Origin of the sequence: Microbacterium sp. LKL04 (assembly GCF_900102005.1) — a bacterium.
Classification (GTDB): domain Bacteria; phylum Actinomycetota; class Actinomycetes; order Actinomycetales; family Microbacteriaceae; genus Microbacterium.
In genome coordinates this window covers 2,856,282-2,877,043 of sequence record NZ_LT627736.1, presented here as the reverse complement: position 1 = coordinate 2,877,043, position 20,762 = coordinate 2,856,282, and the positions used below count along the sequence as shown (strand labels likewise).

Here is a 20,762-nt window from a genome sequence, read left to right as displayed (position 1 = left end):
TGGACGCATGGTGGCCGCCTCCCCGCTCGATCCCGACGCCGTCCTGTGGTCCGCATCCGCCGAGGAACGCGGCGGCCGTCCGCTGCTGGTGCTGCTCCACGGCTACGGGTCGAACGAAGCGGACCTGTTCAGCCTGGTGCCGCACCTGCCCGACGAGTTCGTCGTGGCCGCCGTCCGCGCGCCCCTCGCGCCGCGCTTCCCGATGCCCGGATACTCCTGGTTCACGATCGACGGCGTCGAGAGTCGCGACCACGGCGAGGTCATCGCGTCGACCTCCGCCGTCTGGGAGTGGGTCGACGAGGTGCGGAGGGATGCGGCATCCGTCGGCCTTCTCGGGTTCTCGCAGGGCGGGGTCATCGCCCTGCAGATGCTGCGGATGCGACCGCAGGCCGCCGCGTTCGCGGTCAGCCTCGCCGGGTACGCCTTCCCCGAACCTGCGGACGGGGATGCCGAGCTGGCCGAGGTGCGCCCGCCGGTGTTCTGGGGCCGCGGCGCGCGCGACGAGGTGATCCCGCCGCGCTTCGTCGATCACACGGCGCAGTGGCTGCCGAGCCACACCGACCTGAGTGGACGCGTCTATCCGAACCTCGCGCACAGCGTCTCGGCCGAGCAGCTCGGCGACGTGCGCGTGTTCCTCGAGAAGCAGCTGACGCGTCTGCGCGGCTGACGCCCTGGCATCCGCTCGGCATCGTCGCTACCATGGTCGGCGTCCTGTCCCGAGTGTGAGGAAGAGCCGTTGAAGGCTGTCGACGCGATCGCGCTGTGATCCCGCGCTGACCCGTCGACCCTCTCCGAGGACGATGCGACGGTCCGCCCGGTGATCGATTCACCGACCGGCGCGGACCGTCCCCCTTCGACCGCAGCACACCGTGCTGCCCGGCCGCACCGAGCGCTGCGGACCGGTTCGTCGACGCCGGCGTCCGCGCACCCCCAAAAGGGAGGCGCACATGCCCACCACCTCTACCTCCGCGGTCACCCTCGACCGCCTCTCCTTCGCCTGGCCCGACGGCACCGTCGCGCTGAGCGACGTCACCGGAGCCTTCAGCGGCGGTCGCACCGGCCTCGTCGGCCGGAACGGGTCCGGCAAGTCCACACTGCTGAAGCTCATCGCCGGGACTCTCGAACCGGCATCCGGATCGATCACGACGGCGGGACGGGTCGACCTGCTGCCCCAGCAGCTCACGCTCGACGTGTCGCGGCGCGTCGCAGACGTGCTCGGCATCGGGTCCGTCCTCGACGCGGTGCGCGCGATCGAGCGCGGCGACGTCGACGAGCGCCACTTCGACACGGTCGGCGACGACTGGGACATCGAGGCTCGAGCGACGGCGGCGCTCGCCGAGGTCGGGCTGCCGGACGGAGCTCTCGATCGCCGCGTCGGCGAGCTCTCGGGCGGTGAGGCGGTGCTCGCGGCGCTCATCGGCGTCCGCCTGCGCGGCGCCGAGATCGCCCTCCTCGACGAGCCGACGAACAACCTCGACCGCGACGCGCGTCGCCGTGTGCACGAGCTCGTGCGGACGTGGCGCGGGACGCTGGTCGTGGTGAGTCACGACATCGCTCTGCTCGAGGAACTCGACGACACCGCTGAGCTGTACGGCTCCGAGCTGTCGGTCTTCGGCGGCCCGTACTCGGCGTGGCGGTCCTGGCTCGAGACGGAGCAGGCCGCCGCTGCACAGGCCGAGACGGCGGCGCGGCAGGTGCTACGGCGCGAGAAGCGGGACCGCCAGCAGGTCGAATCGGCGATCGCCACGCGCGATGCGCACGGCAAGAAGCTCGCCGCACGGAAGGCGGCGCCGAAGATCGTGTTGGGCGCCATGAAGCGCTCCGCGCAGGTGACGGCGGGCAGGCTCCGCGTCGAGGCGAACGAGAAGGTGGATGCCGCGCGCGCCGCGGTCGACACCGCCGGACGACGCGTGCGCGACGACGACACGGTGCGCATCGATCTGCCCGATCCGGACGTCGGCACCGGCCGCCGGATCGCGACGATCGGCGACGGCGAGCGCTCCTGGATCATCCAGGGGCCCGAGCGGGTGGCGCTGATCGGACCGAACGGCGCCGGCAAGACGACGCTGCTCGAGCGGCTCGTCGCGTCGGCGGGGGCAGCGGATCGCGTGCCGAGTGCAGGTTCAGACGACGGTGCAGGGTCGACGCCGGGGCCGGATGCGGCATCCGCCCTGCACTGGGCGCGCGAGGATGCCCGGGCAGAGGCGCACACCGGCCGGATCGGGTACTTGTCGCAGCGGGTGGACGGGCTGGCGGAGGCAGCGTCGGTGCTCGACAACATCCGGGCGGCGGCACCCGGAGTGGGCGACGTCGAGCTGCGGAACCGGCTGGCGAGGTTCCTCATCCGCGGCGACACGGTGCACCGGCCCGTCACGGCGCTCTCAGGCGGTGAGCGGTTCCGCGTGGCGCTCGCCCGCCTGCTTCTGGCCGACCCGCCGCCGCACCTGCTGGTACTCGACGAGCCGACGAACAACCTCGACCTCGACACGGTCGACCAGCTCGTCGAGGCCCTCTCGGCCTACCGGGGGGCGGTGCTCGTCGTCAGCCACGACGACGCGTTCCTCGCGCGGATCGGGGCGGGGCTCACGCTCGAACTCCGGGACGGACGGATGACGGAGGTCTGACCGACGGGCCGGGGCGCAAGCCCCGGCCCGATGTCGGTGGTCCGCGCGATGATGGGAGCATGGCGGACGTCCTCGAGCGGTTCAGCCCTGCGACGCAGGACTGGTTCCGCAGCGCCTTCCACGCGCCCACGGCCGCGCAGGCCGGCGCGTGGCAGGCGATCTCGGCCGGCAAGCACGCGCTGGTGGTCGCCCCGACCGGTTCCGGCAAGACACTCTCGGCGTTCCTCTGGGCACTCGACCGCATCTTCCGGGACCGCGTCGCCGACAAGCCGGCCGCCGAGGGCGAGAAGCCCGCGCGCGGCAAGAAGAAGCGAGCGGATGCCGCGCCTCCGCGCACGCGCGTCCTCTACGTCTCGCCGCTCAAGGCCCTCGGCGTCGACGTCGAGCGCAACCTCCGCTCTCCGCTGGTGGGCATCGGGCAGTCCGCCCGCAGGCTCGGGATGCCGGCGCCCGATGTGACGGTCGGGGTCCGGTCGGGTGACACGCCCTCCGCCGACCGGCGACGCCTGCTCGCCGATCCGCCGGACATCCTCATCACGACGCCCGAGTCGCTCTATCTGATGCTGACCTCGCAGGCGGCCGAGACGCTCCGCGGCATCCACACCGTCATCGTCGACGAGGTCCACGCCGTCGCGGCGACCAAGCGCGGTGCGCACCTCGCCGTCAGCCTCGAGCGGCTCGACGCCTTGCTCGACACCCCGGCGCAGCGCATCGGCCTCTCGGCGACGGTGCGTCCGATCGACGAGGTCGCCCGCTTCCTGGGCGGCGCAGCTCCCGTCGACATCGTGGCGCCGAAGGCGACGAAGGCATTCGACCTCTCCGTCGTCGTGCCGATCGACGACCTCACCAACCCGCCCCCGCCGCCTGGCGCGCCGGAAGAGGATGAGCCGGTCGCGGTCGATGCCGACGACGACGATGGCGACGGCGGCAACTGGTACACGCCGCCGCAGTCGTCGGAGATGACCGGATCGGTCTGGCCGCACGTCGAAGAAGCGATCGTCGACCGCATCCTCGCCCACCGGTCCACGATCGTCTTCTCGAACTCGCGGCGCCTCGCCGAGCGCCTGACGGGACGGCTGAACGAGATCTACGCCGAGCGTGTCGGCATCGACGTGCCGGATCAAACGGTGCCGGCCGCCATGAGGGTCCCGGCAGCAGAGGCTCCGGGCGGCGCGAATGCGCCGTCTGGAGGAGCGGTCAGGGCGGCGCAGGCGGGAGCGTCGGCGGGCGTCGAGGCGATCCTCGCGAAGGCCCACCACGGCTCGGTGTCGAAGGAGCAGCGTGCGCAGGTCGAGGACGAGCTGAAGTCCGGGGCGCTGCGCTGCGTCGTCGCGACGAGCAGCCTCGAGCTCGGCATCGACATGGGCGCCGTCGACCTCGTGATCCAGGTCGAGGCGCCGCCCTCGGCGGCATCCGGTCTGCAACGCGTCGGTCGCGCCGGTCACCAGGTCGGCGAGGTCAGCCGCGCGGCCCTGTTCCCCAAGCACCGCGGCGACGTCCTGCACACGGCCGTCGTGACCGAGCGGATGCTCGCGGGGCAGATCGAGGCCATCTCGGTGCCGCAGAACCCGCTCGACATCCTCGCCCAGCACACGATCGCCGCCTCCGCCGTGGCCGTGCTCGACGTCGAGGGCTGGTTCGAGACCGTCAAGCGCTCGGCCCCGTTCCGCTCGCTTCCCCGCTCGGCGTACGAGGCGACCCTCGACCTGCTCGCGGGGCGGTATCCCTCCGACGCCTTCGCCGAGCTGCGGCCGCGCGTCGTGTGGGATCGGGATGCCGGGACCATCACCGGCCGGCCCGGCGCGCAGCGCATCGCGGTCACCAGCGGCGGCACGATCCCCGACCGGGGGCTGTTCGGCGTCTTCATCTCGGGCGAGGCCCGCAACGCCCGCGTCGGCGAGCTCGACGAGGAGATGGTCTACGAGTCCCGCGTGGGCGACGTGTTCACCCTCGGCACCACCAGCTGGCGGATCGTCGAGATCACCCACGACCGCGTCAACGTCCTCCCCGCCTACGGGCAGCCGGGCAAGCTCCCGTTCTGGCACGGTGACGGACTCGGCCGTCCCGCCGAGCTCGGCGAGGCGCTCGGCAAGTTCTCACGCGAGCTGTCGACGTCGAAGCCCGAGAAGGCCACTGCACGGCTGCGGGAGTCCGGCCTCGACGACAACGCCATCGGCAACCTGCTCGCCTACATCGGCGAACAGCGCGAAGCCACCGGCAGCCTGCCGACCGACAAGACGCTCACCGTGGAGCGTTCACGCGACGAGGTCGGCGACTGGCGCGTCATCCTGCATTCCCCGTACGGCATGCACGTACACGCACCGTGGGCGCTGGCCGTCAACGCGCGGATCCGGGAACGCCTCGGTGTCGAAGGAGCCGCCGTCGCGAGTGACGACGGGATCATCGCGCGGGTGCCGGACACGGATGCCGAGCCGCCGGGAGCCGAGCTGTTCGTCTTCGACGCCGACGAGCTCGAGCAGCTCGTCACTTCGGAGGTCGGCGGGTCTGCACTGTTCGCCTCGCGGTTCCGCGAGTGCGCCGCACGCGCGCTGCTGCTGCCGCGACTGAACCCCAACAAGCGGTCGCCGCTGTGGCAGCAGCGGCAGCGTTCCGCGCAGTTGCTCGAGGTCGCGAAGGAACACCCGACCTTCCCGATCATCCTCGAGACGCTCCGCGAGGTGCTGCAGGACGTCTACGACCTGCCTGCCCTCCTGCGCATCGCGCGGAGCATCGCCGACCGCCGCATCCGTCTCGTCGAGACGACGACCAGCTCGCCCTCGCCATACGCGCGCGACCTGCTCTTCGGATATGTCGGCGCGTTCATGTACGAGGGCGACTCGCCCCTCGCGGAGCGGCGGGCGGCCGCGCTGTCGGTCGACCCGGCCCTGCTGAGCGAACTGCTCGGCAAGATCGAGATGCGCGAGCTGCTCGACCCGGGCGTCATCGAGCAGTACGAGCGTGAGCTCCAGCGCCTCGACCCCACAAGGCGGGTGCGCGGTGTCGAGGGCGTCGCCGACCTGCTGCGGCTGCTCGGGCCCCTGTCGGTCGCCGAGGTCGCCGAGCGGCTCGAAGGCGCCGCGGCGGACCCCGACGCGCCGGCGCCCGCTGCGACCGATACGGATGCCGCCGCGCTCCTCGACGAGCTCGTCGAGACCCGCCGCGCGATCCGCGTCACGTTCGGCGGCGCGGCCCGCATCGCCGGGATCGAGGATGCGGGTCGTCTGCGCGACGCGCTCGGGGCGGCGTTGCCCGTCGGCATCCCGACCGCCTTCCTCGAACCGGTCGCCGATCCGCTCGCCGACCTCGTCGCCCGGTACGCCCGCACTCACGGTCCGTTTCGGACCGCCGACGTCGCGACGCGCCTCGGCGTGGGCGGCGCCGTCGCCCGTCAGACGCTGCAGCGACTCGAAGCTCAGGGCCGGCTCGCGAGCGGGTTCTTCCTGCCCGCGGACTCCGCCCACCCCGACGACCTCGAGTGGTGCGACAGCGAGGTGCTGCGCCGCATCCGGATGCGCTCGCTCGCCGCGATCCGCGGAAGCGTCGAGCCCGTCGAACCGCAGGCGCTGGGACGATTCCTGCCCGTCTGGCAGCACCTGACGCGTCCGCTCGAAGGCGTCGACGGGGTGCTCGCCGTCGTCGAGCAACTGGCCGGCGTGCCGCTTCCCGCGAGCGCATGGGAGTCGCTCATCCTGCCGTCGCGGGTGCGGAACTACTCCCCCGCTCTGCTCGACGAGCTGACCGCGACGGGCGAGGTGCTGTGGTCGGGACACGGCTCGCTGCCCGGGCGCGACGGGTGGATCGCACTGCACCCCGCAGACGTCGCCACCCTCACACTCCCGACGCCCGAGGACGAGCCGACGCCGTTCGAGCAGTCGATCCTCGAGGCGCTCGGAGCCGGTGGCGCGTACTTCGCGGGACAGCTGGCCGGCATGGTCGACGCGCCGAACGAGCAATCCGTCATCGACGCGCTCTGGAACCTGACCTGGTCGGGACGCGTCACGAACGACACCTTCGCCCCCGTCCGGGGACTCCTCGCCGGCGGATCGCAGGCGCACCGTGTGACGCGGCGGACGCCCCGCACCCGGATGTTCCGCGGCACGCCGATCGCGGCCGCCGCACGGCCCGCACCGCAGCGCCCCGCGATGGTCGGCGGCCGCTGGTCGCTCCTGCCCATTCCCGACGACGACGCGACCCTCCGGGCGACCGCGACGGCGGGCATGCTCCTCGAGCGCTACGGCGTCGTGACGCGCGGTTCGGTGCAGGCCGAGGGCGTGCCCGGCGGCTTCGCGCAGGTGTATCGGATCCTGGCGGGATTCGAGGATGCCGGACACTGCCGACGCGGCTACTTCGTCGAGAAGCTCGGCGCCGCCCAGTTCGCCACCTCCGCGACCGTCGACAGGCTCCGCGAGTTCGCGTCGGTGCCCGAGCCCGCTCCGCTCACCGCGCGCACGCTCGCCGCCACCGATCCCGCGAACCCCTATGGCGCGGCGCTGAACTGGCCGTCGATCGAGGGCGTGAACCACCGCCCGGGCCGCAAGGCCGGCGGACTGGTCGTGCTCGTCGACGGCACGCTCGTGCTGTACCTCGAGCGGGGCGGGCGCACCGCCCTCGCCTTCACCGACGACGAGGACGTCCTGGTCGCCGCCGCGCGGAGCCTCGTCGAGACCTCGCGTGCCCGCGGACTCGACACCCTCACGATCGAGCAGGTCAGCGGCGCCTTCGTCTACACGACCGCCGCCGGCCGCGCCCTCCGAGACGCCGGCTTCGTCGAATCGCCCAAGGGCCTCACCCTGCGGCGCGGCGCACGGGAGCCGCAGCGTGCCTGAGCCGGAGGCGACCCATGCCTGAGGGTGACACCGTCTTCCGCGCCGCGCGGAAGCTGCACGAGGCGCTCGCAGGCCACGAAGTGACGCGTTTCGAGGTGCGTGTGCCGCGGAGCGCCACGGTCGACCTGCGCGGCGAGACCGTCCGCGAAGTCGTGCCGCGGGGCAAGCACCTCCTGATGCGCATCGGGGCGCAGACCCTGCACTCGCACCTCAAGATGGAGGGCCGCTGGCACGTCTACCGCCCGGGTCAGAAGTGGCGCGCCCCCGCGTTCCAGGCCCGCGCGATCGTCGGGACGAGACCCGCGGATGCCGTCGGCTTCGAGCTCGCGATGGTTGAGGTCCTCCCCACCGCCGACGAGGAGCGCGTCGTCGGCCACCTCGGACCCGATCCGCTCGCCGCCGACTGGGATGCGGCGAAGGCCGTGGCCAACGTCGCGGCGGACGAGCGCGCGATCCATGTCGCGCTGCTCGACCAGCGGAATGTCGCCGGGTTCGGCAACGAATACGCCAACGAGCTGCTGTTCGTGCGCGGCATCCGCCCCACCGCGCTCGCAAAGGACGTCGACATTGCGGGTCTCATCGACACGGGCGTGCGCATGATTCGCGCCAACCGGGACCGGCAGGGACGCACGTTCACCGGCGACAACCGCCCGGGCAAGCAGACCTGGGTCTACGGGCGCGGCGGTAAGCCGTGTCGGCGCTGCGGCACGCTCATCCAGGGGTCGGAGCTCGGTGCCCGCGCGACAAGCGAGCGCGTCGTATTCTGGTGCCCCGTCTGCCAGCCGTGAGCGGCTGACGCGTCACTCCTCGGGCGGGAGACCTTCGATGCGGTACCGGCGCTCGATGCCCGCCGTCGCGCGACCCCATTCGCTCTCGGCCGCGCGCCGCTGATGCTCCCGGAACGCGTGCGCATCGGTGAAGAGCTCCTCCACCGACCACGCGCGGCCGCCCCCGAGCGGCGTTATTTCGAAGAGCAGACAACCCGGTTCCGCGCGGGTGCGAGCGATGTGCGCGTCGAGGTGGCGACGCACGGCATCCGCTTCGTCCTTCGTGGCGCAGATCATGCGTCCCGAGAGGCGTACACCGCCGATGTCGACCATCATCAGTGGCCGATGTACCGGCCCGGCCGGTGGTTCAGTGCGAGGACGAGGTTCAGCACGACGGCCCCGGCAGCGCTGAGGAGGACGTTCGGCCACGGAACGACGAGGAGGGCGAGAAGGATGACGAGGACATCGAAGACCATCATGGTCCACCCCACGCGGATGCCGGTCGCATCCTGGATGACGAGGGCTACGACATTGATACCGCCGAGGCTCGCGCCGTGGCGAAACACGATGAGCAGACCGATGCCGGCGAGGAGGTTGCCGGCGACGGTGCCGAAGATCGGATCGATCCGTTCGACGAGGAAGAAATGCTCGATGACGACGGAGAAGCCCGACACCGCCCCGATGCACACCATGGTGCGGAGCGCGAAGTTCCACCCGCGCTTCCAGACGGCAAGGACGCCGAACGGAAGGTTCACCACTGCGAACAGCGCCCAGAACGGCCATTCGAGGGCGTAGTTCAGCAGCAGCGACAGGCCCGCCGTGCCGCCGGTGACGGCCGTGCTGAGGTGCAGCAGGAACAGGCCGAGCGAGACGGTGAACGTTCCCGTCGCGAGTCCGACGACGTCATCCAGCCAGCTGTGCGGCGCGGCCTTCTGATCGAAGACGAGCGACGGTCCGGTCTCGGGAGCGGCGGAGTCGATCGGATCTGCGGGGGCTGTCACCGAATCAGGTTACCCAGCCGCGGTCAACCCCGTGATTTCGGGCGCCGTTCGGGAATGAAATGCCTTGTGGGACGTTGTATCCGCCAAGGAGGATTCCCGTGGGCAAGAACTACATCGACATCGAGAACGACCGAGGCGAGACGCTGCGCTACCGCAAGCACGCCAACGGGCGTGGCTTGATCGCGAACGGCGCCAAGGTGCACCCGAGCGCGATCGTCGAAGCAGGCACCTACGTCGAACCCGGGGCGCAGATCGCGGCGGGAGCCCGAATCGGCCGCGGCGTGTGGATCGAACCGGATGCCGTCATCGGCCCGAACGCAGAGATCGCCCCGCACGCGCACATCGGCCCTGGAGCGGCTATCGGTGCCGGCGCGAAGATCGGCGTCCGCTGCTTCGTCGGCGCGGGAGCGCGCGTCGCCAATGAGTCGCTGATCGGCGACGACGAGAGCATTCCCGACGGCGAACGCGTCGCCACCGACCGACGCGGACTGCGGCTGGCGGCCTGACCCGCTCCTCGCAGACTCACGAAGGCCCGATTCCCCTCAGGGAGTCGGGCCTTCGTCTGTGGTCGGGGTTAGCCTCGGCGGATGACCACGCCCAGCCGATCGACCCGTGCCGTCGTCGCGGGGTTCGTCGGTGCGCTTCTGCTCGCGGGGATCTGGGTGGCGGCATCCGCTCTGCGCGAGGCGCCCGGCGACAAGATCCCGGCGGGTGCCGTCGCCGTGTCCGTCGAGCGCGTCGTCGACGGAGACACGCTCGTGACGGCGGACGGCGCGCGGGTCCGCCTGATCGGCATCGACGCTCCTGAGGTGCGCCCCGAGCCGGAATGCGGGGCGGATGCCGCGACCGCCCGGCTGCGCGAGCTCGCTCCCGAGGGAGCCCGACTCTGGATGCTCGCGGACCGGGAGGACCTCGACCGGTTCGAGCGTGAACTGCGCTACCTGTGGACCGACGGCGGCACGTTCGTCAATGACCTCCTCGTTGCCGAGGGGCATGCCGAGACCCTCCGCATCCCGCCCAACACCCGATACGCCGATCGCTTCGCCGAGAGCGAGGCCGCCGCCCGAGCCCGCGGTACCGGACGATGGGGTGCCTGTTGAGCCGCGGCATCCCGGGGCATCCCGCGGCGCGCGGCTACGCTGACAGGCATGGCGACACGAGGCGGACCCCAGCGCAGGGGTGGTCGTCCGTCGCCGGCGAAAGCGCGTTCCGGGGGTTCGAAGCCGCCGCAGAAGCGGAAGCCCGCACCCGCGCCGCCGACGCCCGCGCCGCCGTCCGGCCCCTTCCGTCTCGGCGCGATCTCGGGGGCTACGCCGGGCAAGTGGATCGACATCTGGAAGACGCGGATGCCGCAGAATCCCCTCGAGCTCGTCACCCTCTCGGTGGCGGACCAACGGACAGCCTTGACCGATGACGACGTGGACGCCGCGATCGTCCGCCTGCCGATCGAACGCGACGGCCTCAACGTCATCCCCCTGTACGAAGAGACGACGGTCGTGGTGTGCGCCGCGGACTCCCACCTGACCGCTGCGGACGAGTTGACTGCCGACGACCTCCGCGGCGAGGTGCGGATCGTGCCTCTCGACGACGTGCTGTCGTTCGAGGTCTCAGGGACCGACGCACCCCGGTTCGCGGCGCCGGCGACCACCGGCGACGCGATCGAGACCGTCGCCGCAGGCGTCGGGATCGTGCTCGTCCCCATGTCGCTCGCGCGACTGCATCACCGCAAGGACGTAGCGTTCCGTCCACTCGCGGATGCGCCGGCCTCGGCCGTCGCGCTCGCCTGGCGCGCCCAGGGTGCGAGCGAGCTGGTCGACACGTTCGTGGGGATCGTGCGCGGTCGCACGTCGAACTCGTCGCGCTGACGCACGGCGTTCGGCCTCGGACCGGGCATTTAGACTTGTCGAATGGCTCCGCTCGTCTACCTGTGCGTTCGCCCGCAGGTGGATGCCGCGGACGGCGAGTACGCGTCGTTCCACGAAGCGATGGGGGTCGGCGAGAGCGGCCTCGAGCGGTGGAACCTCGTCGACGACGCCCTACCCGCCGACGCGTTCGAACGCTGGCGCGGCTTCGTGGTCGGCGGCAGCCCGTTCAACACGACGGATGCCGATGGCTCCAAGCCTGCGGAGCAGGTGCGGATCGAGACAGGACTCAGAGCCGTCGCGCAGGCTGCGGCAGCGGGGCGGACCACCGCGCTGTTCACGTGCTTCGGCATCGGTGTCGCCTCACGTGCCCTCGGCGGCGAGGTGACGCGGGAGTACCCGGAGGGGACGGGGCCCACCGGCATCCGTCTCACCGATGCGGGTCGGGAGGACCCGCTGTTCGGCGGGCTGACCACCGAGTTCACGGCCTTGACGGCTCACAAGGAAGCCATCGAACGCCTGCCCGAGGGAGCGGTGCTCCTGGCGACGAACGACGACTGCCCCGTGCAGGCCTACCGGTTCCGTGAGCGCCTCTATGCGACGCAGTTCCACCCCGAGCCGACCGGTATCGCCTTCACGGAGCGGATGACGATCTACCGCAACCACGGCTACTTCGACGCCGACGCGTACGACACCGTCGCTGCGCGGGTGCTGGCTGCAGACCTCGACGAACCGCAGCGGCTGCTGCGACGATTCGCCGAGATCTTCTGACCGCTCAGCTGCGCGCGAGAGCCAGTTCGCCGCGACGGCCGCGTGCCCAGAGGACGAGTGGGACGACGACGACGATCGCTGCCGCGATCCACGCCGTGATGGCGATCGGGGTGGACTCGGGCTCGGTAGCGAAGCGGCCGATGCCGATCCACAGGAGCCCCCACGCCGAGGCGAGGGCCGGGGCGAGGCGCCCGCCGGTGCGGATGGCGCTCGCGGCGGCGATCAGGACCACCGCGATGATGACGGCGATGCCCCACCCGGTGGCGGCGTCGCCCCACGACCTCGGGGCGACTTCTGCGGTGAGCCAGGCCGTCGTGTTCGCGACGGTGGCGAGGGTGACCCATCCGAGGTGGAGGCCGACGGTGACGTCGGTGAAGAACGTCTCGGCGAACGTTCGCGGCGGGTTGAGGACGAGGATGCGGATGGTCCAGCCGAGGGCGACGAGCAGCGCGACGATCGTCACGACGGTGACGAGGAGCGTCGTGTACTGAGCGGCCAGCAGCCACAGCCCGTTGAGGACGGCGGTGAGGGCGATCGGGTAGCCGACCTTGCGCTGACGATCGCTGGCGCGCTGCGAAGGGAGCGCCTGCCAGATCGTGTACGCGATCATGAAGAGGTAGATGACGCTCCAGATCGAGAACGCCTGGGCCGCGGGAGCGAGCACCGTCGAGGTGGCGGAGAGAGCGCCGCCCTGCAGGTCCTGCACGGGAGTCCCGCCGAGGACACCGGCTCCGAACAGCGCGGCGATCAGCATGAACGTCACCGCCGAGATCACGACGATCTGGCGGGTGAGGTCCGACGAACGGGATGCGAAGGAGCTCATCATGCCGTCACGGTACGTCCCGGGAGCGTGAGGCAGCGACCTCTTGACAGGGGCCGGGGCGGCGATTGAGTCGGGGGGGGGTCGGGCAGCCAGGGCGTGACGCGGTGGGCGTCGGGCGTCGGGCGTCGGGTGTCGGGCCACGATTAGCGGATGAGGGGTTTCTCATCTTGGAGTTGTCCATAACGGGTGATTTCGGTGATTTTCGGGGTCTGAATGTCGGTGGTTGGTGCGAGAGTGCAGGTATGACGGAACCCATGGAAACCCCCGATGGTGAGGCGTATCTCGCCGCCATCGCGGGGATCGTTGCGGACGTCGAAGACATCGGAGTCGAGTTCGCCCGGGTGAAGATTCGTGAGCTGCGCGCCCTGGCCGCCGCGCGGCGGCTGGCGGACGCGCAGGGCGCACCTCGGAACGCGAGAGTCCAGGTGCACGACATGGTGCTCCGGTCGATCTCCGCCGAGGTCGCCGGGGTGATGCGACTCACCGACCGGGCAGTGCAACGTCGGATCGGCGAAGCGCGAACAATCGTGGAAGGATTCCCGGCCGCGGTCGCTGCGTGGGAGGCCGGGCGGATCGTGCAGGGCCACGTGAAAGCGATCGTCGACGCCGGGTTGAACCTCCCCGGGGAGATGTGGGCGGAGTTCGAGAAGGTCGCGATCGAACGTTGCGACGGCGAGACGCCGAACCGTGTCCGGGGTGAGCTCGAGATCCTCGCGCACCGGATGCACCCCCGGACGTTCGCGGAACGACACGAAGAAGCAGCCGCCGGTCGGTGTGTGCGGCTCATGCCCGGGCGGGACGGCATGTCGGACCTGATCGCGACCCTCCCGACGGTGATCGCCGAGGGGATCCACGACCGGCTCACTCAACAGGCACGGGCGATCATCGACACGCGGGACGAGCGTGCGATCGGCTCGGAAATCGTCGCGACCGACGCGCGCTCGACCGACCAGGTTCGCGCCGACGTGTTCGCCGACCTCCTCCTCGCGGGCACCCCGGCATTGGACGACACCCGTGACACGACCGCCGGCCCGCTCGGCGCGATCCGCGCGAGGGTGCAGCTACTCGTCCCCGCTGTGACCTTGACCGGTGCGGACAATGGGCCGTGCGATCTCGCCGGCCGGTCCCCTATCGACCCCGCTACCGCCCGCGCGCTCGCTGGGTCGACGCACGTCTGGGAGCGCCTGTTCCACGACCCTGCGACCGGGGTGACCGTCGCGACCGACTCATACCGCGTGCCCTCGGGAATGCGACGGTTCCTGCAAGCCCGCGATCAGCACTGCCGGTTCCCCGGATGCCGGGTCGCGGCAATCCGGTGCGAGATCGACCACACTCACGACCACGCCCTCGGCGGCAAGACAGAACTCACGAACCTCGCCCACCTGTGCCAACGGCACCACTCGATGAAGCAGTTCACCGCCTGGCGGGTGCGACAACTCCAGGGTGGTGTCCTCGAATGGACCTCACCCCTCGGCAGGACCTACAGAGAAGACGCACCCACCCCGGCCGTCGCCTTCACCCCTGCCGCAGCACACCCCGGCGACCCCGCACCGTTCTGAGAGGGCGCGAACACACGTGCGCCACCCGAGGACATCGCGCCACCGGAGGACATCGCGCCACCCGAGCTCGCGTCACGCCCCCGACGCGATGCGCACCGTCACCACGCACGCGCCCGGTCAGCACGCAGGCGCGATGCCGCCGTCGATGACCACCATCCGGACGACGAAAGCCGCACCGTCTCCGCGCGGATCACGCCCCGATGACCACCGAGGATTCCGGCGCCACGACCACCCGGTCACCCGCCGACGTCGGCTCGACGGACGCGATCCAGATGTCGCCGCCGGCCACCTCCCACGGCGCGGACGACAGGTTCACGAGCACCCGCGCCGCGCCGCGGTGCAGCACGTACCGCGGACCCGTCGGGGTGGTCTGCACCTCGGCATCCCGCCCACCGGGACCGGGATGCGTCAGCTCGGGCCGCGAGCGACGCAGCTCCGCCAGCCGGCGATACAGATCCAGCAACCGCGCGTGATCACCCTGCGACACCTCCGACCAGTCGAGCTTCGACCGCTCGAACGTCGCGGCGTCGTTGGGGTGCGGCACGACGCTCTCGTCCCAGCCCATCTTCACGAACTCCGCGATCCGGCCCTTCGCCGTCGCCTCGGCTAGCTCCGGCTCGGGGTGCGAGGTGAAGAACTGCCACGGCGTCGACGCGCCCCACTCCTCGCCCATGAACAGCATCGGCGTCCCCGGCGCGGTCAGCGTTAGCACGGCCGCGACCGCCAGCCGATCGGTCGATAGCGTCGCCGTCAGCCGGTCTCCGGCCGCACGGTTGCCGATCTGATCGTGATCCTGCGCGTAGGTCACCAGGCGCCAGGATGCCGCCTCGTCGGGCACCGGCTTGCCGTGATCCCGCTCGCGGAACGACGAGTACGTGCCGTTGTGGAAGAAGCCCTCCGTCCACACCTTCGGCAGCGCCTCAGGGTCGGCGAAGTCCTCGTAGTAGCCGACAGCCTCACCGGTCAGAGCGACGTGAACGGCGTGATGCCAGTCGTCCGACCACTGCGCCGTCAGGCCGTAGCCGCCCGCCTCGCGCGGCAGGAACATCACCGGGTCGTTCAGATCGCTCTCGGCGATCAGCGTCAGCGGCCGACCGACGTGAGCGCTCAGCGCGTCGGTCCGTTCCGCGATCTCCTGAAGGATGTGCACCGGCTGCTTTCCCGACTCGTGCAGCGCGTGCACGGCATCCAGCCGCAGGCCGTCGACGTGGAAGTCCCGCATCCACATCAGCGCGTTCTCGACGATGAACGACCGCACGGCCGCCTCGTCGAGGTTGAGGCTGTCGCCCCACGTGTTCCGCGACCCGTCGCGCAGGTACGGACCGTACTCGGGCAGGTAGTTGCCACTCGGTCCGAGGTGGTTGTAGACCACGTCCTGGATCACGGCGAGGCCCGCGGCGTGCGCGGCATCCACGAAGCGCTGATACGCCGCCGGACCGCCGTACGTCTCCTGCACCGCGTACCAGAGCACACCGTCGTAGCCCCAGTTGTGCGTGCCGTTGAAGGCGTTCACCGGCAGCAGCTCGATGTGCGTCACACCGATGTCGATGAGGTGGTCGAACCGGGCGATCGCGGCATCCAGCGTCCCCTCGGGGGTGAACGTCCCGAGGTGCAGCTCGTAGATCAGCCCGCCGGCCAGCTGTCGCCCGGTCCACGCCTCATCCGACCATGCGAAGGATGCCGGGTCGAACCACGCCGACGCCTCGTGCACCCCTCGCGGCTGCCGCCGCGACCGCGGGTCGGGACGGAGGTCATCCCCGTCACCCAGCACGAAACCGTACTCGTCGCCGTCCGCCAGCTCGACGTCGGCGCGCCACCAACCGTCTCCGGCGGCCGTCAGCGCGACGTCGTCCGCACCCGGACGGCGCAGCCGCACCCGTTCGACACGCGGAGCCCAGACCTCGATCACGATGCGTTCCCCTCGATGACATCCGCCGGCGCGAGGAGCGCGACGGGATAGGTGTCCAGCAGGTCGGCGAGCCGCAGGCGACCGCCGTCGAATCGACGCCCGGTGAGCACGTCGACCGTGGAGCCCGCGTGCGTCAGCACCTCGGTGTCACCCCAGCCGCCGCGAGCGGCGAGCCCGGCCGGCAGCCGCGTCGCCACCGCGACCGCACCGCCGCGGTCGAAGGCGACCGCGTGGTCCGCGGCCTCCCCCGCGACCGTGATCGGCGTGTACCGCGTGAACAGCTCCGGGTGGTCGCGCTTCAGGCGCAGGGCGCGCGAGACGACGAGCAGCTTCGCGGCGCCCGACGCGTCGACCGGCGGCATCCACCCCTCGTCGAGACGTGCGAGCAGGCGGCGGCGTTCCGCGAAGTCGACCTCGCGGCGGTTGTCGGGGTCGACGAGCGAATGGTCCCACAGCTCGGTGCCCTGGTAGACGTCCGGGACGCCCGGGCCCGCGAGCTGCAGCAGCTTCAGCGACAGCGAGTTCGACCGGCCGAGCGGCGTGATCTCGTCGACGAAGCCCTCGACGATCGCCCGCGCGTCGCCGAAAGCGGCATCGACGAGGTCGTGCATCTTCTCCTCGAACGCCTCATCGGGATCCGACCACGTCGTGCTGTTCCCCGCTTCGCGCGACGCCTTCTCGGCGTACGCATGCAGACGCTCGCGCGATGCGGGCCACGCGCCGACGATCGCCTGCCAGAGCAGGTTGTCGAACGGGCCGTCACCGGTCGAGGCGACCGCGCGGAGCTCGCCGAGGACCTCGGTCCACCGCTCCGGCATCTCGGCCAGCACCGACAGGCGCGTCCGGACGTCCTCGCTGCGCTTCGTGTCGTGCGTCGACAGCGACGTCATCGCCGTCGGCCATGAGGCCTGACGATGAGCGGATGCCGCATGGAACCCGTCGACGTCGACCGCGAACTCCGTCGGGTCGCCGCCCACCTCGGTGAGCGTGCCGAGCCGGGTCCAGCGGTAGAACGTCGTGTCCTCGACGCCCTTCGCCATGACGGGACCGGTCGACTGCATGAACCGTCGGGTGAACTCGCTGTCGGGGCCCGCGACCAGCCGCGCGGCGATCGTCGCAAAGACCTCAGCCAGCTCGGGACGACGCGACGACGCCAGCGCGACCGCCTCGTCGACCTCCTCGACTCCTGCGGGAAGGTAGGCGCGGTACACGGGGAACGCCGCGAGCAGCTCGGCGAGCGCGTCGAGCCACTGCTCGTCGGACGCACCGTTCCGCTCATCGGCGGGCACGAGAGCCGCGAGCCGCAGCACCTCGGCGTGCAGACCCTCGGTCGCCCACGCGAGCTTCGCCTCGTGCATCAAGTCGGCATAATCGGCCGCCGAACCGTCGCGCAGCTCCGTGTCGAGGGCGGTGAGACCCTGCTCACCCGCCGGGTCCACGAGCACGCGGTCGAGGACCGCCATCGCGTCGTAGCCGGTCGTGCCCTCGGTCGCCCACCACGACGGCAGCTCCTCGCCGTGCTCGAGGATCTTCTCCACCAGTACGTACGCGCCACCCGTGGCATCCGCCAACAGGTCGAGGTAGCCGCCCGGATCGGCCAGGCCGTCCGGGTGGTCGACGCGCAGCCCGTCGGCGAGGCCCTCGTCGATCCACCGGACGATCTCGACGTGGCTCGCGTCGAACACGGCCGGGTCCTCGACGCGGACGCCCGCGAGCGTCGTCACGGCGAAGAAGCGACGGTAGTTGAGCTCCGCGTCGCCGCGACGCCAGAACAGCAGCTCGTAGTGCTGTCGGGCGAGGACGTCGCGCACGTCGCCCTCGCCCGTGCCGTCCGCGAGCGGGAACTCGTGGTCGAAGTACCGGACGACGCCCGCCTCGGCGTCGATCGTGATCTCGTCCGCCTCGAGAGCGGCATCGAGCTCCGAGCCGAGCACGGGCAGCCGCAGCCGTCCGCCGAGCGCCCAGTTCACGTCGAACGCCGCCGCGTGCGGCGAGGCCTGTCCCCGGCGCAGGACGTCCCACCACCACGGGTTCTGCCGCGGATCCGACACGCCCTGATGGTTCGGCACGATGTCGATCAGGATGCCGAGCCCGGCCGCGCGGGCCGCGGCGGCGAACCGCGACAGCCCCTCGGGGCCGCCGCGCTCCGGGTCGACGACCGTCGGGTCGACGACGTCGTAGCCGTGGTCCGACCCGCTCGTCGCGGCCAGGATCGGCGACAGGTAGGCCCAGTCCACGCCGAGGTCCCGCAGGTAGTCGGTGAGCTCTGCCGCGGCATCCAGGTCGAATCCGGCCCGGATCTGCAGCCGGTACGTCGAACGCGGTGTCTTCTCGGGACCGGTCATCAGTGGGGAAGCTCGGTCTGGGGAGCCTGAGCCGGGATGATGTCGATCGTTCCCGTGAGAGCCGCGAGCGATGCCGCCACCGACGGGTCGGGTTCGATGGTCTCCCCCTCGTGGTCGCGGAGGACGACGAGCGCGCGACCGCCGACGGACACGGTGCCGCCCGGGTCGACGATCGGAGCATCCGCTGCCCCGCCTGCCGTGTCGACGATGATTTCCCACTTAGGGCTCGCCGACGCCGTCGGCACCGTGAACTCGACCGTCTCGTCGCCCGCGTTGAAGAAGACGAAGAAGTGCCGGTCGTGGATCTCCTCACCACGACGGTCGCGCTCGCGGATGCCGTCGCCGTTGAGGAACACGCCGACCGCGCGGCCGAAGCCGGAGTCCCAGTCCTCGGGCTGCATCTCCGAGCCGTCGGGACGGATCCACGCGATGTCGGGGAGCGGTGCCCCCTCTTCGCGGCGCACGGGACGCCCGTCGAAGAAGCGGCGGCGACGGAACGTGGGGTGGTCGCGACGCAGCCGCGCGAGCACCGAGGTGAACTCGATGAGCGGCTGGTCGATCGAGGTCCAGTCGATCCAGGTCAGCTCGTTGTCCTGCGCGTAGCCGTTGTTGTTGCCGTTCTGCGTACGGCCGAGCTCGTCGCCGTGCGAGATCATCGGCACGCCCTGGCTGAGCAGCATCGTCGCGAGGAAGTTGCGCTGCTGGCGAGCCCGCACCCGCAGGACGTCGGGGTCGTCTGTGGGGCCCTCGATGCCGTGGTTGTACGAGCGGTTGTGCGATTCGCCGTCGTTGTTGTCCTCGCCGTTGGCCTCGTTGTGCTTCTCGTTGTACGAGACGAGGTCGCGCAGGGTGAACCCGTCGTGCGCGGTGACGAAGTTGATGGATGCCACCGGCCACCGCCCGTCCTGCTCGTACAGGTCCGCCGAGCCCGTGAGGCGCAGCGCGAACTCGCCGAGTGTCGACGGCTCGCCGCGCCAGAAGTCGCGGACGGTGTCGCGGTACTTGCCGTTCCACTCGGTCCACTGGGGCGGGAAGTTGCCGACCTGGTACCCACCGGGGCCGATGTCCCACGGCTCGGCGATCAACTTCACCTGGCTGACGATCGGATCCTGCTGCACGAGCTCGAAGAACGCCGACAGCCGGTCGACGTCGTAGAACTCGCGGGCGAGGGTCGAGGCCAGGTCGAACCGGAAGCCGTCGACGTGCATCTCGAGCACCCAGTACCGGAGCGAGTCCATGATCAGCTGCAGCGTGTGCGGGTTGCCGACGTTCAGGCTGTTGCCGGTGCCGGTGTAGTCCGTGTAGTACCGCTTGTCGTCGTCCTCGAGCCGGTAGTACGCGAGGTTGTCGATGCCGCGCATCGAGAGCGTCGGGCCCATGTGGTTGCCCTCGGCGGTGTGGTTGTAGACGACGTCGAGGATGACCTCGATGCCCGCGGCGTGGAGAGCGCGGACCATCGCCTTGAACTCCTGCACCTGCTGGCCCACGCCGCCGGCGGCGGAGTACGTGTTCTGCGGCGCGAAGAAGGCGATCGTGTTGTAGCCCCAGTAGTTGGAGAGGTCCTTCTCCTGGAGCGTCGAGTCGTTCACGAACTGGTGCACGGGCATGAGCTCGAGCGCCGTGACGCCGATCTTCTTCAGGTGCTCGATGACGACGGGGTGCGCGATGGCGCTGTAGGTGCCGCGGATGTCCTCGGGGATGTCGGGGTGGGTCATCGTGAGGCCCTTGACGTGGGCCTCGTAGATGACGCTCTCGGCGTAGGGCGTCTTCGGCTGGCGGTCGCCCTGCCAGTCGAAGTACGGGTTCACGACGACGCCCTTCATCATGGCGGCGGCCGAGTCGTCGTCGTTCGTCGAGTCGGGATCGCCGAAGGTGTAGCTGAAGACGGACTGGTCCCACTCGATCTGGCCGTCGACCGCCTTCGCATAGGGGTCGAGGAGCAGCTTGTTCGGGTTGAACCGCTGACCGTTCTCGGGGTCGTACGGACCGTGCACGCGGTAGCCGTAGCGCTGCCCCGGCTGCACCGACGGCAGGTAGGCGTGCCAGACGAACGCGTCGACGTCGATGAGCTCGACGCGGGTCTCCTCGCCGTTCTCGTCGAACAGGCAGAGCTCGACCTTCTCAGCGCACTCGCTGAACAGAGCGAAGTTCGTCCCATTGCCGTCGAAGGTCGCTCCCAGGGGGTAAGCGGAACCGGGCCATACCTGCATGCGTACTCCTGAGATAGGTGGAAGGCCACACTATCCACGGGGTGTTTCCGGTCCCGGGCCCTTGA

General features: G+C 70.7%; 15 protein-coding genes. 9 read left to right on the top strand and 6 right to left on the bottom strand.

What is annotated here, in order from left to right:
• Positions 1–7: 7 nt before the first annotated feature.
• The 4 genes from BLP38_RS13980 (at position 8) to BLP38_RS13965 (ending at position 8,238) form a co-directional block, all read left to right on the top strand.
• Positions 8–667, top strand: coding sequence for an alpha/beta hydrolase (locus tag BLP38_RS13980; RefSeq protein WP_172824711.1), 660 nt, complete (start codon positions 8–10; stop codon positions 665–667).
• A gap of 280 nt (positions 668–947) precedes the next feature.
• A complete protein-coding gene (locus tag BLP38_RS13975) occupies positions 948–2,624 on the top strand; it encodes an ABC-F family ATP-binding cassette domain-containing protein (RefSeq protein ID WP_091359218.1) in 1,677 nt (558 codons plus the stop codon).
• 59 nt (positions 2,625–2,683) lie between these two features.
• Positions 2,684–7,450 carry an ATP-dependent helicase gene (locus BLP38_RS13970; RefSeq protein ID WP_091359216.1) on the top strand — a complete coding sequence of 1,589 codons (4,767 nt, stop codon included), beginning with the start codon at positions 2,684–2,686 and terminating at the stop codon, positions 7,448–7,450.
• Between the two features lie 14 nt (positions 7,451–7,464).
• Positions 7,465–8,238, top strand: coding sequence for a DNA-formamidopyrimidine glycosylase family protein (locus tag BLP38_RS13965; RefSeq protein ID WP_091359213.1), 774 nt, complete (start codon positions 7,465–7,467; stop codon positions 8,236–8,238).
• 12 nt (positions 8,239–8,250) lie between these two features.
• Here BLP38_RS13965 and BLP38_RS13960 read toward each other — a convergent pair whose 3' ends face one another.
• Positions 8,251–8,553, bottom strand: coding sequence for a putative quinol monooxygenase (locus tag BLP38_RS13960; RefSeq protein WP_231916526.1), 303 nt, complete (start codon positions 8,551–8,553; stop codon positions 8,251–8,253).
• Positions 8,553–9,218 (bottom strand): YitT family protein, encoded by a 666-nt coding sequence (locus tag BLP38_RS13955; RefSeq protein ID WP_231916525.1) that lies wholly within the window; start codon positions 9,216–9,218, stop codon positions 8,553–8,555. The genes BLP38_RS13960 and BLP38_RS13955 overlap by 1 nt, the downstream gene beginning before the upstream one ends.
• A 98-nt stretch (positions 9,219–9,316) precedes the next feature.
• Here BLP38_RS13955 and BLP38_RS13950 point away from each other — a divergent pair, with 98 nt between their 5' ends.
• From BLP38_RS13950 to BLP38_RS13935, 4 genes are all read left to right on the top strand, one after another.
• Positions 9,317–9,724: a transferase gene (locus BLP38_RS13950; protein ID WP_091359210.1), complete on the top strand. Its 408-nt coding sequence runs from the start codon at positions 9,317–9,319 to the stop codon at positions 9,722–9,724.
• 81 nt (positions 9,725–9,805) lie between these two features.
• Positions 9,806–10,318, top strand: a complete 513-nt coding sequence (locus BLP38_RS13945) for a thermonuclease family protein (protein ID WP_091359207.1) — start codon at positions 9,806–9,808, stop codon at positions 10,316–10,318.
• A 48-nt stretch (positions 10,319–10,366) separates the two neighbouring features.
• Positions 10,367–11,083 carry a LysR family substrate-binding domain-containing protein gene (locus tag BLP38_RS13940; RefSeq protein ID WP_091359203.1) on the top strand — a complete coding sequence of 239 codons (717 nt, stop codon included), beginning with the start codon at positions 10,367–10,369 and terminating at the stop codon, positions 11,081–11,083.
• 42 nt (positions 11,084–11,125) lie between these two features.
• Complete coding sequence (locus tag BLP38_RS13935) at positions 11,126–11,851, top strand: glutamine amidotransferase-related protein (protein WP_091359199.1); 726 nt, start codon at positions 11,126–11,128, stop codon at positions 11,849–11,851.
• Between the two features lie 4 nt (positions 11,852–11,855).
• Here the strand turns inward: BLP38_RS13935 and BLP38_RS13930 are convergent, their stop codons facing one another.
• Positions 11,856–12,677, bottom strand: coding sequence for a tryptophan-rich sensory protein (locus BLP38_RS13930; RefSeq protein ID WP_331710085.1), 822 nt, complete (start codon positions 12,675–12,677; stop codon positions 11,856–11,858).
• A 239-nt stretch (positions 12,678–12,916) separates the two neighbouring features.
• Between BLP38_RS13930 and BLP38_RS13925 the strand changes: the two genes are divergently transcribed.
• Positions 12,917–14,233, top strand: a complete 1,317-nt coding sequence (locus tag BLP38_RS13925) for an HNH endonuclease signature motif containing protein (protein ID WP_091359195.1) — start codon at positions 12,917–12,919, stop codon at positions 14,231–14,233.
• A 190-nt stretch (positions 14,234–14,423) separates the two neighbouring features.
• Here BLP38_RS13925 and treZ read toward each other — a convergent pair whose 3' ends face one another.
• Genes treZ through glgX form a run of 3 tightly spaced genes read right to left on the bottom strand, consistent with a single transcriptional unit; the run spans position 14,424 to position 20,697 of the window.
• Positions 14,424–16,142 (bottom strand): malto-oligosyltrehalose trehalohydrolase, encoded by a 1,719-nt coding sequence (gene treZ, locus BLP38_RS13920; protein ID WP_091359191.1) that lies wholly within the window; start codon positions 16,140–16,142, stop codon positions 14,424–14,426.
• Positions 16,139–18,487 (bottom strand): malto-oligosyltrehalose synthase, encoded by a 2,349-nt coding sequence (gene treY, locus BLP38_RS13915; protein ID WP_091359187.1) that lies wholly within the window; start codon positions 18,485–18,487, stop codon positions 16,139–16,141. The genes treZ and treY overlap by 4 nt, the downstream gene beginning before the upstream one ends.
• Positions 18,487–20,697: a glycogen debranching protein GlgX gene (gene glgX / locus BLP38_RS13910; protein WP_091359184.1), complete on the bottom strand. Its 2,211-nt coding sequence runs from the start codon at positions 20,695–20,697 to the stop codon at positions 18,487–18,489. Before glgX ends, treY begins: the two co-directional genes overlap by 1 nt.
• Between the last annotated feature and the right edge of the window lie 65 nt (positions 20,698–20,762).